Source organism: Methanococcus aeolicus Nankai-3 (assembly GCF_000017185.1).
GTDB classification, from domain to species: domain Archaea; phylum AGJL01; class Methanococci; order Methanococcales; family Methanococcaceae; genus Methanofervidicoccus; species Methanofervidicoccus aeolicus.
In genome coordinates, this window is record NC_009635.1 from 875,260 (window position 1) to 890,095 (window position 14,836).

The following is a 14,836-nucleotide window of genomic DNA, read 5'->3' on the forward strand; positions in this document are numbered from 1 at the left end:
ATACAAATAAATATATAATTTACACAATATATCAATGATATAATATTAAATATAGGGTGGATATATGTCAATTAAAATTAGCGAGATGCTTGGAAAAAAAATATATACTACAAAAGGATTGTATGTTGGAGAAGTTTATGATGCTATGATAAATCTTGAAAAATCTTCAATTGGAGGTATTGTGGTTTCTGATGTGAGTAGAGGATGTATGGGTGATACAATTAGCGAACCTACACGAAAAATAATATTGCCTTATGGAATTGTATATTCAATTGGGAATATTGTATTAATAAAACCACCTACTACGAGAGGAGAGGCTAAAAGCCCAATTATGTAAAAATTATGGGAGTTATTATTGGAGCTCCCTGAATACATCACATATATTTATTTTATGAATGTTTTATATTCTAAATATAATTTTTATTTTGCATAATTTGTATGGATTTTTTTTATTATATTGATAGTTTTTTATTTTATAATTTAATATTAGAGTGAATGAAAAATGTTAAAAATAGGCATAATAGGGTGCGGAACAATAGCTACGATGATAGCAAAAGCCATTAACTACAAAAAAATCAACGGGACTATTGTAGCACTATATGACAAACATAACGATAAATCACAAGATTTAAATAAATTAACTAATGCCAAAATATGCGATAGTATAGATAAGCTTGTAAAAGAAGAATTAGATATAGTAATAGAATGTGCATCAATTAAATCAGTAGAAGAAGTTGCCACCAAATCATTAAATCATAAAAAAAATGTAGTTATTATGAGTGTTGGAGCTTTGGCAGATAAAAATTTATTTTCAAAATTATATAAAATTGCCAACGATAACGAAAAAAAGATATTTGTTCCGTCAGGAGCTATTGCAGGAGTTGATGCTATTAAAACCGCATCAATAGGACGAATAGATGAAGTGAGCTTAATCACTACAAAGCCAGTTTATGGATTGGAAGATGCCTTAAAAAATAAAGGTATAGATACTACAAATATATCAGAACCTACGGTTGTTTTTGAAGGAACTGTGTTTGATGCCATTAAAGAATTCCCTCAAAACATAAATGTATCCGTAGTGTTATCCATTGCCTCAAAAATTCCTGCAAAGGTTAAAATTGTAGCTGACCCGTCGGCAACATCAAATAAACACGAAATAATTGTAAAAGGTTCAATAGGCACAATTAAAACGGTGGTGGAAAATAATCCCTGTAAAGACAACCCCAAAACTTCGGCGTTAGCTGCCTATTCTGTTATTAGATTGTTAAAAGATTTGTCTGAACCAATAATTGTTGGAACATAAAATTTTCCAAAACACATAAAAAAATACATAAAATTATATATTATTTATTTCTATTTTTATTTACAATTAATTATTAGCTGTTAATTATTAGCGAATTTATTTTTATTTGATTTATATATTATATTACTAATATTTACTACCCTCATAATCTGGTGAAATTATGGATACATATGGCTCAACCAACGATATAATTAAAAATTCAATTAAAGACTTAAATCTACCTGAAAAAATTAAAATATTTGATACTACCCTAAGGGATGGAGAACAAACCCCAGGAGTATCTCTAACACCTGATGAAAAGGTAGAAATTGCCATTAATCTAAATAATCTTGGAGTAGATATAATAGAGGCAGGATTTCCAATATCTTCCCCTGGGGAGCAGGAGGCAATTAAAAAAATAACTTCCTTAAATCTAAATGCTGAAATTTGCGGACTTGCAAGAGCTGTTAAAAAAGATATTGATATAGCAGTAGATTGTGGCGTGGATAGCATACATACATTTATAGCAACATCCCCACTACATAGAAAATATAAATTAAAAATGGATAAGGAACAAATAATAAATAAAGCAGTTGAATCAATTGAATATATAAAAGAAAGAGGGCTAAAAGTAGAATTCTCAGCCGAGGACGCCACACGAACAGAATTAGATTATTTGATTGAAGTTTATAAAAATGCCGTAGATGCAGGAGCAGATAGAATAAATGTTCCAGATACCGTTGGAGTAATGATTCCAAGGGCTATGACATATTTAATAAGCGAAATAAAAAAAGAAATAAATGTTCCAATTGCCGTTCATTGCCATAATGATTTTGGGCTTTCTGTGGCTAACTCAGTAGGGGCAGTCGAAGGAGGGGCAGAGCAAATTCACTGCACAATAAACGGATTAGGTGAAAGAGCTGGAAACGCATCTCTTGAAGAAGCCGTAATGTCTTTAAAAATGATTTATGGAATAGAAAGTAATATTAAAACTGAAAAATTAACAGAAATATCTAATTTAGTATCAAATCTTACAGGAATAAAAAACCAACCAAATAAGGCAATAGTTGGAGAAAATTCATTTGCTCATGAAAGTGGAATTCATGCCCATGGAGTTTTAGCTCATGCCCTAACCTACGAACCTATTGACCCAGAAATAGTAGGGCAAAAAAGAAAAATCATACTTGGAAAACATACTGGAACTCATGCAATATTATCCAAGTTAAAGGAACTTAATTATATTGTGGGAGAAAATATTACGGAAGAACAATTTAATGAAATCTCCAAAAGAATAAAAGATGCAGGAGATAAAGGAAAAATGATAACTGACTTAGATGTTGTTGCAATAGTGGATGATATTACAGATAGAACCGCAGAATCAGAAAGAGCTGTTAATTTAGAACAAATAGCCGTAATGACTGGAAATAAAATAATACCTACTGCAAGTGTCTCTTTAATCATGAATAATGAGAGATATACAACTTCAAAAGTAGGAGTTGGACCTGTTGATGCAGCTTTAAAAGCCATTTGTTCCATCACTGGCGAAAAAATAAAAATAAAAGAATATCATATAAATGCCATTACAGGGGGAACTGATGCATTGGCAGAAGTTATTGTTATATTAGAAGGGCAGGGCAGGGAAATTACTGCAAAGGCTGCAAATGAAGACATAGTTAGGGCATCAGTTGAGGCTATTATTAACGGAATAAATAAAATAATGAAATAAATTATATAATATTTGGGAGCTCCCAAAAATGGGAGCTCCTTTATATATTAAATATTAATAATAAAAATATTAAAAATGAAAAAGGCGATAAAATGAAAATAGCAATACCTATGGAAAGCGATAAAATATGTTCCCATTTTGGGAAAAGTCCTTATTTCTTAATTGCTGAGATAGATGATGACAAAAAAGAGATAGTAAATACCCAAATTATAGATAATGTTCCCTGTGATGGTCAAGGTCATGGTAAAGCTATTAATATATTATTAAATGAAAAGCCCGATGCTATATTGTATATAAACATGGGTAATAACAGTATAGAAAATTTATCTAAAAAAAGTATTGAATTATATAAATGTGAAACCGAAGAGATAGATAAAAATATAAAATTATATTTGGAAGGAAAATTAGAAAAAATACAAAATTAAAATAAAATTTAAAAAATAATTACTCTATTTCTATTTTTGGCTTATATCCTACGGTACCCCAGGAATCTGTGGTATTTGTTAGTATTCCTATTATGGAATAATTTCCTGCTTCTGTGCCATTAACATATATATATTGTTCCGGGTCTCCGTAATATATGGTTCCTATCATTGTTTTTGGTTTTAATTCATTATATATAATGTCAGTAGTAGTTTCAGCCCCTACTGTGGCGGTAATATCATTTACATCTTTTAAAAATATCCAATCAATAGAAATTGTTGCATTACTGTTTGTAAATGTATTTATTGAAATTGGATAGTTATTGTCATTATCTCCATTATTAAATGTATTGGTATATTCCATATCCAATGTATCATTTAGTATTGTAAAGGTTAAATTCTGTTCTGAAATCCTTTTTAAACCATATGTGTGGAATTCATTTAGATAATTGTATCCATTGGGAACATAACTCCCACCGCTTCCATTTCTCATATATAGCCAACTGTCACTCCAATTATAACAATCCCAACCAACCCCATTATAGTCAGATTTTGGTTCAAAAAATCCAACTGCCTGAGCATGAACCGGCGTAAAGTTCCCTTTAAACATTAACTCATATCCTGTCCCATATGTTTTATTAGTCCATACACTTGAACCGAGCCCTTGAACGATTAATTTACTATTGTCAATATAATATCCACCGCTAACATTCCAGGTATTGCCATCTATTCTGGTGTTATCGAATGTATCAAATAATATAAATGTATCTTTTGGATTTTGTCTATCTATTTTTGTAGTTGAATTATATATTATTTTTATATTGGGGTTACCATTTGAACCAAATAATTCGTTTCTACTACAATTGACCCATATTATCGATGTATTAGTAGTTCCCTGCTTCCATGTCTGAACCCAGTAAGGGAGTACAATATTATTTTTTCCCTTATTTTTTCCGATTATTCTTATTTCATTTGGCGAATCTGAATTATTCATGTGGCCATAATTAAAATTACTATTATTCAATATTATGTAAAATGTATGATATTCATTATTTGGCATATTATTTACAGTTATTTCTTTTTCATTATTCCATTCATAGTAAAAATTGTTTTTATAAACATAAGGGTCTGGAATTTTGGACAATATAATATCTTTATTTAATTCTATATTTTTATTTGATGATATTGTTATGCCATTTACTTCTTTTGTGTAATCTAAATTAACATCACATTTTACATTAACAATAAGTGGGTCATTAGTGTGCGATATACTAACATTTCCAACCGATATTGTAATATTTTTATCATTTAATTTAGATAATGAATTATTCAATTTTTTTGAAATATTTTTTTCAATGGAGCTCCGAGCCTCCTCCGCACTGTTATAAAATTCACCATTATTCATTATGCCATATGATATATTTACAAATACATCATTTACTATTTTCTCCAAATTTCTATTTGTTGCTGTTTCTATATTGTCCGAATATAATGCAATTTTCTTAATTTCTATTGTGTTTTCGACATCCTCGGTCTTCATATTTATTGTTTGATAAAATACCGTAGAGGTCAAAAACACCAATAAAACCAGCGTTATTGAAGTTTGTGATAAATACATATAATTCATCCCCCGATATATAATTTAACTTTTGATGAAGTAGTATTTTTTGAATAATATACTGGCATCCTTATATTTGTATTATATTTACTTATTGCATCGGAATAATCAATATATCGCTTATTTGAGATATTTATATCATTTTCATCTCCATAAATTACATACCAACCTTCACTTCTATTTAATGTCACAGTGGCAATGATATAATAAGAGGAGCTCCCATTAAAATTTTTACTTAATATTGTGTTATTATCAATTTGTAGTTTATAATTATTTAGTCGTATTGATTCATTTAATAATTGTATTGATTTATTTTTCAGGGCTCCATTTTCCTCATCAAAATAATATAAAAGAACGGCATCTTGCAATACTCCACTACTTGCAAGGAGCTCCATCGTAGAAATTCCTTTATCAAATTGATATTCATTCTGGACTGCACCCATATATACATCATTATGTTCTGTTAATGATACCGTCCAATACCCCATACCAATCATAAGTATTATTGTTCCAATTAATACATCACTATCAAATATCATTGTATCACCACCATTGAAATATTCCTTGGTGAAAATGTAATAGTTTGAAATTGACCTCCATTGCCATTTCCTAAATTAAATTCTACGGGATAATTAGAATGAATTATTCTTATTTCATTTAATCCGTCTTTTAATTCATTATTTATATCCTCATACGAAACCCATGTAGTTTGCATATTTTTACTAAATATTTTACCATTTACCGAAAATACAACATCATAGGCATTATTATATACTTCGGGTTCATGGCCAACATATTGTCTAACAAATACCCAGTCTATATCAATATATCCGTTTTTATCACTTTCAGGTGGTTCATATCCTCCAGTTGATGTATCATACTTTCTAGCCACAAATGAAATTGGCATATCAACATCGGATATATATACTGTTCTTTGATAAATATTATCCTCATCGTCATTAATAATTAAATTTACACTATTTGATCCATTCCTCTGAATTTCATAAGTTTCCCAATTATTATAAAGATTCATCGGAAGTATGCTATAATCCACATTATTGTCATTATCTTTCGAAGATTCAAATCTTAAAAATTCTCCGCCCCAATGATAATTTGAAATTATTTGTCTGTCAAATATGGTAGTTCCATTGTAAAATCCTATCCATTCCTCATATTTTTTATAAAATTTTACGCGAGATTTCATTGCATAATTACTATTATATTTAGTGTTTGAATAGATTTGTATCAAATTATCTGTTCCATTATATGCACTATAATTTAATCTTGTATAATTATATCCTATACCATTTGCATAATTATCTCCATCAAATAAATTCCATGTTCCAAAATCGTTTTCTTCATCAAAATTGGTATTCCACAATGTATTATCAATGTCCAAATTTCCATCGCCATTAATATCTTCTGAAAAATTATCAAATAATTCAAAAACATTTTTTCCATTACTTTTAGATGTTGCCATTGGATTCCCATATAACATATATATTGTAGTATACTCATTTGGAGCTAAATTCATTTTAACCCATGCTATGGTATGTGTCGTATTTATTGTCTGTGGCTCAATCCAATAATTTAATTCATTATCGTTTTTATCCAGAAATCGAATATCTTCACATAGGTTATTCATTTCTCCATCTATTATATATGATTTAGAATCAAATACTATCTTTACAGCATAATCTGTTAAATATGAATTAACATTATTATGTACGGACATTGGAGAAGCATACTTCCAGTTGGAATAAGTCCCAAATCTATTTGTAATATCAATTAAAACACGGGCACGGAAATTCTTTTCTACCTCATCCATGTGAAAATAAATTATATCCCCATTAGAACCATATGCTTTATAACCAATTGGATTTGGTGAATTATTATCCAAAGTAATTAATGGAATATATACAACATCATTAAATACGGTGAAATCATTGCCCAAATTAACATTGAGATTTTTTAGTGAGTTATTAGTTTTTGTTCTATTTGCCACATTTGTATATATTGTAATATTTGATGTGTCAAATGTCGCATTAAAGGCATAATTATTAGTTGTTATTAACTCAATGGTTGCGTTTGCTAATTTTTCATCATACTGGTTGGAATATATTCTAAAATACATTTTTTCCCGATCTTCTGAAAAATTACTATATATATCAAAAGTTTTGATATTATTGTTTTTTAATTTATTTACTATATTATTGATAAAATTATCTCGTTCATAAAAATCCCCTGGAAACGAATATTTTTTTAAATAATAATCCTTCAATAGTGGTGATTTATGTGCTGTATCTATGTCTTTTTTAGATTCAAGAAATGTTAAAAAGTTATGAGTATATGCCATACTACCCACATAAAAAACTGCTAAAAATATAAAGGCCACCATAATTGCTTCATATGTAAAAATATATCCTTTTTTTGATTTAATTTTTGTTATCATAATTTCACCAATTTAGGAGCTCAACATAATCCCCCTAAATTTATTTATTAAATTATCAATATTGCATCAGTTGATAGTTAATGAGGTGTTTTTAACCACATAAAAATCCCCATAGCTTATATTTATGACATTATTTGGCATATTTTTACCGCTGTTCTTTACATCATCCCCTGAAATATTGACCCCGTTGTTTGTGGGATTAAATGTTATATTTTTTTTGCTATTTACTACGATGCTTTTATTTCCAAAATAAATAGTATAATTGTTAACACCTATGGGTTTTAATTCTATTGTTACTATCATATCTTTTGAATAACTAATTAAAGCATAATTTTCAAAACTATCGGCAATTGAATAAACTCTATCAGCTATTTCGGCCTCTTTAAAACTTTCAGTTGTATTGAATACATTATGATATACTAGCGTAGATACCAGCAATAAAAACATAATTGCAAGAATTGCATCTATTGAAATTTGGGCTTTTTTGGAATTTAGATTTTTTAACATAAACATATATATCCCTGTAATTTTATAATAAAACTGTATTATTAAACTTATAAATATATTCCCCCAATAAATTAATTAATAAATTATTTTTTATTAATTTTTTTAATAGATATATTTATATAATTATTTAATAAATAAAAAGATATAACAATGATAATAAACATATTAATAAATCTAATGCAAAAAAATAAATATGGTGAAAATATGGAGCTCCAAGTAAGTGGAACAGTTTGTCCAATACCAGTATTAAAAACAAAAAAAGCACTTGATTCGATGTCAGAAGGAGAAGAATTAATTGTAATCGGAGACTATAAACCAGCTCTTGAAAACATTACAAGATTTGCAGAAGAACATGGTCATACAGTTGTATCTGCCGAAGAAACTGAAAATGGATTTAAAATAATAATAAAAAAGTAAAAAATAATAATATAAAAATAAGGTGATATTTTGAAATTCACTGTAATAATTACATTGGCACCATATGGACAGGAGAAAGCATATTCTGCCCTTAGATTTGCACTTACCTCAATATTGGAAGGTATAGATATAAATATATTTCTTCTCGAAGATGGAATTTATGTTGCAAAAACTAACCAAAATCCAGCAGGAGCTCCCAATTATTTAGAATATTTACAAAATTGCATTGAAGCGGGAGCAGTTGTAAAAGTATGTGGTCCATGCTGTAAAGCCAGAGGATTAGAAGAAAAAGATTTAATTGATGGAGTTAAATTAGCTACAATGCACGATTTAGTGGCATTTACAAAAGAAAGCGATAAAGTAATTACATTTTAAAAAATATTAAAAATTGTAAAAATCAAAGATTTTTACTATTATTTCTTTTTTTGTTATTTATTCTATTTTTATTATCGAACAGCAAAAAATAGACATTTTAAATATTCTAAATTTTTATTTGCCATTGTAATTATATGATCAGGAGATTGTGTCCTATAATCTCCAATTTGCATAATTTCTTTTTTTGCCCTAAGGGAGGACGAAACCACCATATTTTTAAAAGATTCTCTATCGATATGATGGGAACAGGAACAGGATATAAATAATCTTTTTGATAATTTTAATCCTATCGTATTCATTGTGCTGTATGCTTTTAAAGCTGTTTTTATATCTTTTTTAGATTTTGTGAATGTTGGAGGATCTAAAATTACAACATCAAATTTTTCATTGTTGCCAATCATATCTCTCATTACATCAAAGGCATTTCCATTTATAAACTCATAATTTTGTATGTTGTTGAGCTCCATATTTTCCCCTGCTACTTCAATTGCCTTATCGGAAATATCTACACCTACAACGCTTGCCCCTTTTATACCACAATGGACTGAAAAACCACCAGTATAACAACAAATATCTAAAACTTTATCTCCTTTTTTAATATATTTTTCTAAATTTATTCTGTTTTCTCTTTGGTCTAAGAAAAAACCTGTTTTATGCCCCTTTAAATTTACCTTAAATTTTGCATTTCCTTCATTTATTATTGTTTCAATGTTGGATTTATCCCCATATATTTTTGAATTAATTTCTTTACTTCCTTTTTTTGCACTTTGGACATGTAGCGTATTAATATTAGCTATCTCATTTAGGCACTCAAAAATAATGGGAGCATAATTTTCCATAACTGTTGAGGATAATTGCATAGAAGCTAAATCGTTATATTTATCCAATATAATTGAAGGCATTAAATCAGCTTCGGCATATATCATTCTATATGTATCTTTATAATTTAATATGGTTTTACGGTAATTATTGGCTTCTTTTATACGATTATAAAAGAAATCTTTGTCTATTTCCTCATCATTTAGAGTTAGTATTTTAATTGTAGGAGCTCCCGGATTATATAATGCCTTTGCTACAAAATTATTATTATAATTAATTGTTATTATTTGTTCTTTTTCTGGAAAATCCTCTTTATTTATTACAGCATTTTTATAAATAATCCGTGAAAAATTCTTAATTGAAGTATATGCCCTTTTATCTATTTCTATTTTTATCAAAAAATCACCATATTATAATATATAAATTATTGCCCCAAAAATTTAGAGCAACTTCTTTCTATAAATTCATTACAAATTTTTTCGGGAGCTCCATCGCCGATTAATTTATTTTCATCAATTAATATTGCCCTATGACTTATTTCTTTTATAAGTTCTATATGGTGGCTTATTACAACTATGGTAGTTCCAAATTTATTATTTATTTTCTTTAAGTAATTAGAAACCTCCCGCAATGTAATCGGGTCTAAATCTCCAAATGGTTCATCAAGTAATAATATTTTTGGCTTTGATATAATTTGTAAAGCTAATGCCACCCTTACCCGTTCTCCTCCGCTTAATTCCATTGGTGTCTTTTTTAATATTTCTTCATCTAAATCAAGAGCACTTAAAACTTCTTTGGGATGGAAATCATCGACAACAGCAGGGAATAATAGTTTTACAATATCCTCTGATATTCCTAATTTTTCAAGTTTATTTTTCATCTCTGCTTCTGGTAAATCTATAAGCTGATAAATAGCATCTACTGTTTTAGGAGATATATTTAACTCCGCAGATTTTAATTTTGCATTTGATATGGCACCTTCTCCCTTAATTCCTTGCCTGTATTTTAACAGCTGTTCTACTGTTAAGTAATGGGTTAATGAGAATTCTTGGTGCATAATTCCTATTTTTCTTCTTAATTGCACTCTCTCCCAACCATAATCCGTTAAATCAACGCCATCAATGGTAATTGTTCCATTATCGGGGACTTCCAAACCTGCCAGTAATCTTAACAATACAGATTTACCTGTTCCACTTGGACCAATAATTGATAAGATTTCTTGTTCTTTTACGCTAAATGATATATCCTTTAAATTTAGTGTTTCTCCCCCATTAACTACAAAATATCTTTTTGATATGTTATTTACTTCTATTTCGTTGTTATCTTTGGGTGCTCCCATATTTTGCTCTGGTTCAGGCATATCTTTTAAAAACTCATTTATTATTTGGTTGGGAGCTCCCTCCATTTTCACCCTACCATTTTCTAATAATATACATCTATCACATAGATATTCATGTATTTCTGGAAGATGGGAAGTAATAATAATTGTAATATTTAATTTATCATTGATATTTTTTAAAACTTCTAATAAAGCCTGTTTTGAAGCAGGGCATGACATTGTAGCAGGTTCATCAAGTAATAAAACCCCCTCTCCTTTTTCGTATATTTTTGCTATTTGTCTTCCCATTATAAGCCGTTGCTTTTCTCCTCCACTTAATATATTTGAATAGGCATTTTTTTTATGCTCCAATCCAACAAGTTTTAATATTTCTGTTGCAGTTTTTTCGTATTCTTCCCACTCCTCTTCCATAGGGAGCTCCTCATTATATGAGTTAGTTCTTATGGCATATAATTTCCTAATTATATTGTATATGGCAGGTTCGGCCCATAGTGCAAAATTCCTTTGTATGTGTATTGCAGTAATCTCTCGTAAATTTTCTTTTTTACCGCATATTTCAATTTCCCCTTCGTATTCTTTGTCTGTTCCTCTCAATATTTTAATTATTGTAGATTTTCCAGCCCCTGATTTTCCAATTATTCCAACAATTTCTCCTTTTTTAGCTTCAAAACTTATGTTATCGAGCACCTTTTTTTTACCATAATATTTAGATAAATTATTTACTTTAACTGTCATAATCGCACCTTAATTACATATTTAGAAAATATTATTATATATTTAGATAATAATGATAAATGATAATGGTTATAATAATAATGATAATCTTTTTATATATAATTTATAGTCTGTTTGGAGAGTAGGTTCATTAATTAGTCAATATATATCCAAGTATATTAATAAATATTTAATATATACATATCGGTGCAAAAAGTTCTCGAATAGACTATATGGTGTATAGTGAAAATATATAGGGGAGCTCCCAAAAAGCATAACCCATTGTGTGATAAAATGGATAAATTAAACAATTTAAAAACTACATTAAAAGAGTTAGGTATAGAATCTGCAAAAACGATTGAAGAAACCGTAGATTTACAATATCATTATTTAGAAAATCTGCAAAAATCATTAAATAATGACGAATTATTTTTAAAATTAGTAATAATTAATGCCCTTACGAGCTATCAACTTTCAACAACTGGCGAAAACTGGTGGAAGGAATTTTCAGAATATAACTGGGACAATACCATTAAAAATAAAGAGAAAGATAATGGCGATTTATTTGAAAATTATATATTATTTTTAAGTAATTCAAATGGAAATAGACGCATTAACAATGTAAAAATAAAAAGAATTAATAAAATAAAACCATTTTTAAATAATTTACCCATTGCAGATTTGGAAAATTATTATTTAAATATGAATTCATTCAGGGATAATCTGGCAAAGCAATTAAACACAAAAAAGGATTCAAAAACCGTAGTATTTGCTATTAAAATGTTTGGATATGCTTCAAGGATAGTTTTTAAAAGATTTATTCCTTATCCTTTTGAGATTGAGATACCAAAAGACAGCAGGATAGAAAAATACACCAAAAAATTTACAGAACAAAATCCAATTGAATTTTGGAACAATATTTCAAAAGAAACGGAAATTCCTCCTCTTCATATAGATTCTATATTGTGGTCAGCTTTGGGAAATTCAAAAACTGTAAAAATTCGTTTAAAATCGTTGGAAAATAAAGAAATAAGTAAAAAAATAGATAATTTAATAAATATTCAATAATTTATTTATTCATTAATTTCTCAAAGCATTCCATGCATACAACCTTTCCGTCGATTAATCTCCCCTTAATTTCCATAAAATACTCCCCACACTCATCACATTTAAGTGAAGGATATATTTTAGCTTTTTCAGGTTCTGGAATATCCACTTCCTCAATATTTAGGAGCTCCCCATCAAATAAGTTTAATATTTTTTCAGCGCATTTGCCTTTTAATTCATCCATAAGCTTTATTCTTTCTTTGTCTGAAACCTTGCTTAATTTATCCCACATATTATTCATTTCATTAGTTATTTCATCTTTAAATGAAACTCTAATACCTTTTTTATGCTCTCTTGAATAAAATACATAAACGGGCTTTCCATAGTCTTTAAATATTAAATTTCCCTTCCCAAAGGTGCATCCAAGTAAATATTGAATTGCATCAACACTACATGAATTATTATATACAATAGCTACAAGCTCCTCGTCCTCCGATTTTTTATAGTGATTTTGAACATATTTTGCCACCCTATACCCCATAGCTAAACCAGGGCAAAAATGACCATGAAATTCTATTGTATTCTTTAAATCCTCTTTCATATATTCACCATTTTCTTTTTGTTTAGTAAATCGATAGATAGGTTGTTATATACCCCATAATCTCATATTGCCCTTATTTATATGAATTATTATTCTAAAACATTAACAACATCCCCTACCACAATAATTCCAGGCGGTGCAATGTTGTTTTCCTTTGCAATATTTACAATATTTCCAAGATTTCCTTTTATAATTTTCTGGTCTGGTCGTGTTCCATTCATTATTATGGCAACAGGCGTATCAACGGTTCTATTTTGATTTTTTAGGAGCTCCATTACATGATTTTCTAAATTAGTTATTCCCATAAGAATTACAATTGTGTTGGCATTTAACTCACTTAATTTAACCTGTTTTTCGTTTTCCTTTTTATCCTCTGCTTCATGTCCTGTTACAACAGTAAATGAAGTGGCAACTTTTCTATGTGTAAGTGGTATGTCTGAAACCTCCGGAACAGCTATTGAAGAGGTAATTCCAGGAACCATTTCATAATCTATATTGTGTTTTTTTAATTCCAATACCTCTTCACCGCCTCTACCAAATATAAAGGAATCACCGCCTTTTAACCTAACAACAATTTTATTGTTGGCAATGGCATCTTTTGCCTTTTCAACCAATATATTGTTTATTTCTTCTTGTTTGTGGGAGTGTTTTCCCTTTCTTTTTCCAACATAAATTAATTCTGCATCTTCTTTACTGTATTTTAATAAATTTTTACCAACTAAATCATCATATATTATTATATCTGCTTTCTTTATTAAATCCAGTCCTTTTACAGTAATTAGCCCTTCATCTCCGGGACCTGCGCCTACTAAAAATACATTCATTATATCACCAGTCAAATAATAGTAATAATAATATTAATAATAACATATACAATTTATAATATAATCCATATAATATATTATATAAACTACTACATTAAAACCACTGCCAAATTATATTATATATAATATCATATAGTTATCATACAACATACGGTATCATATATTATTACACACCATTAATTATTTAATATTATTATATCTTTTTTATATTTACGGCGAAAACATGATAATAAAAGGAATCGAAAATGCAAAAATTACACAAAACATATTTAATCTAAATTTACCATTTCAAATATTAAATGCCGATTGTATTGCATCAAAAAAACATATAATTCATGCTATTAATCAGGCGACTTCAAAATCCCCGATTACAAATAATATTTGGATGGAAATATTAGTTAGAGCTTCTGCACAACGCCAAATATCCAACGCCATTAAAACCATCGGAACAAAAGGCGAAAATGCCAATATTTGTGTAGTTTGCGATAGTGAGGAAACATTTAATAAAATATTAGAAGTCGTGGGAGGCATACCCAATGATAATATATTGGAGCTCCTAGATTCAAAAATAAATAATATAAAAAAAATATATCACATAAAAGAAAACGAAAACGACAAAGAATATATAATTAAAAGAGTTTGCGAAAAAATAAGTATTATTGAAGTGTCATAATCAAAAATAAAAAAATAAAA

16 protein-coding genes are annotated in these 14,836 nt (G+C 28.5%); 8 read left to right on the top strand and 8 right to left on the bottom strand.

Annotation, left to right across the window (positions count from 1 at the left end; genetic code table 11):
- Window positions 1-64: 64 nt before the first annotated feature.
- The 4 genes from MAEO_RS04265 (at window position 65) to MAEO_RS04280 (ending at window position 3,433) form a co-directional block, all read left to right on the top strand.
- Entirely contained in the window at window positions 65-337 is a 273-nt protein-coding gene (locus tag MAEO_RS04265; RefSeq protein ID WP_011973561.1) for a PRC-barrel domain-containing protein, read from the top strand.
- Window positions 338-502: 165 nt separating this feature from the next.
- Complete coding sequence (locus MAEO_RS04270) at window positions 503-1,303, top strand: aspartate dehydrogenase (RefSeq protein WP_011973562.1); 801 nt, start codon at window positions 503-505, stop codon at window positions 1,301-1,303.
- Between the two features lie 160 nt (window positions 1,304-1,463).
- Window positions 1,464-3,008, top strand: coding sequence for a 2-isopropylmalate synthase (locus MAEO_RS04275; protein ID WP_011973563.1), 1,545 nt, complete (start codon window positions 1,464-1,466; stop codon window positions 3,006-3,008).
- A gap of 92 nt (window positions 3,009-3,100) precedes the next feature.
- Entirely contained in the window at window positions 3,101-3,433 is a 333-nt protein-coding gene (locus tag MAEO_RS04280) for a NifB/NifX family molybdenum-iron cluster-binding protein (RefSeq protein WP_011973564.1), read from the top strand.
- A 19-nt stretch (window positions 3,434-3,452) separates the two neighbouring features.
- Here MAEO_RS04280 and MAEO_RS04285 read toward each other — a convergent pair whose 3' ends face one another.
- From MAEO_RS04285 to MAEO_RS04300, 4 genes are all read right to left on the bottom strand, one after another.
- On the bottom strand, window positions 3,453-5,048 hold the full coding sequence (locus MAEO_RS04285) for a DUF2341 domain-containing protein (RefSeq protein ID WP_011973565.1): 1,596 nt from the start codon (window positions 5,046-5,048) through the stop codon (window positions 3,453-3,455).
- A 5-nt stretch (window positions 5,049-5,053) separates the two neighbouring features.
- Window positions 5,054-5,587: a hypothetical protein gene (locus tag MAEO_RS04290; RefSeq protein WP_011973566.1), complete on the bottom strand. Its 534-nt coding sequence runs from the start codon at window positions 5,585-5,587 to the stop codon at window positions 5,054-5,056.
- Entirely contained in the window at window positions 5,584-7,500 is a 1,917-nt protein-coding gene (locus MAEO_RS04295; protein ID WP_011973567.1) for a DUF2341 domain-containing protein, read from the bottom strand. The genes MAEO_RS04290 and MAEO_RS04295 overlap by 4 nt, the downstream gene beginning before the upstream one ends.
- Window positions 7,501-7,566: 66 nt before the next feature.
- A complete protein-coding gene (locus tag MAEO_RS04300; protein WP_011973568.1) occupies window positions 7,567-8,013 on the bottom strand; it encodes a hypothetical protein in 447 nt (148 codons plus the stop codon).
- Between the two features lie 198 nt (window positions 8,014-8,211).
- On the opposite strand from MAEO_RS04300, the gene MAEO_RS04305 reads away from it, so the two are divergent.
- Window positions 8,212-8,424 (top strand): sulfurtransferase TusA family protein, encoded by a 213-nt coding sequence (locus tag MAEO_RS04305; RefSeq protein WP_011973569.1) that lies wholly within the window; start codon window positions 8,212-8,214, stop codon window positions 8,422-8,424.
- Window positions 8,425-8,454: 30 nt separating this feature from the next.
- Window positions 8,455-8,799, top strand: coding sequence for a DsrE/DsrF/TusD sulfur relay family protein (locus tag MAEO_RS04310; RefSeq protein ID WP_011973570.1), 345 nt, complete (start codon window positions 8,455-8,457; stop codon window positions 8,797-8,799).
- Between the two features lie 71 nt (window positions 8,800-8,870).
- On the opposite strand, the gene MAEO_RS04315 is transcribed toward MAEO_RS04310, so the two are convergent.
- On the bottom strand, window positions 8,871-10,013 hold the full coding sequence (locus MAEO_RS04315) for a class I SAM-dependent rRNA methyltransferase (protein WP_157196853.1): 1,143 nt from the start codon (window positions 10,011-10,013) through the stop codon (window positions 8,871-8,873).
- A 29-nt stretch (window positions 10,014-10,042) separates the two neighbouring features.
- Window positions 10,043-11,692 carry an ATP-binding cassette domain-containing protein gene (locus MAEO_RS04320; RefSeq protein WP_011973572.1) on the bottom strand — a complete coding sequence of 550 codons (1,650 nt, stop codon included), beginning with the start codon at window positions 11,690-11,692 and terminating at the stop codon, window positions 10,043-10,045.
- 273 nt (window positions 11,693-11,965) lie between these two features.
- On the opposite strand from MAEO_RS04320, the gene MAEO_RS04325 reads away from it, so the two are divergent.
- Window positions 11,966-12,739 carry an N-glycosylase/DNA lyase gene (locus tag MAEO_RS04325; protein ID WP_011973573.1) on the top strand — a complete coding sequence of 258 codons (774 nt, stop codon included), beginning with the start codon at window positions 11,966-11,968 and terminating at the stop codon, window positions 12,737-12,739.
- 1 nt (window position 12,740) lies between these two features.
- On the opposite strand, the gene MAEO_RS04330 is transcribed toward MAEO_RS04325, so the two are convergent.
- Both MAEO_RS04330 and cobA read right to left on the bottom strand, forming a co-directional pair.
- Window positions 12,741-13,319 (bottom strand): FmdE family protein, encoded by a 579-nt coding sequence (locus MAEO_RS04330; RefSeq protein ID WP_011973574.1) that lies wholly within the window; start codon window positions 13,317-13,319, stop codon window positions 12,741-12,743.
- Between the two features lie 89 nt (window positions 13,320-13,408).
- Complete coding sequence (gene cobA, locus MAEO_RS04335) at window positions 13,409-14,143, bottom strand: uroporphyrinogen-III C-methyltransferase (RefSeq protein WP_011973575.1); 735 nt, start codon at window positions 14,141-14,143, stop codon at window positions 13,409-13,411.
- 223 nt (window positions 14,144-14,366) lie between these two features.
- Here cobA and cgi121 point away from each other — a divergent pair, with 223 nt between their 5' ends.
- Window positions 14,367-14,816, top strand: coding sequence for a KEOPS complex subunit Cgi121 (gene cgi121, locus MAEO_RS04340; protein ID WP_011973576.1), 450 nt, complete (start codon window positions 14,367-14,369; stop codon window positions 14,814-14,816).
- The last annotated feature ends 20 nt before the right edge of the window (window positions 14,817-14,836 follow it).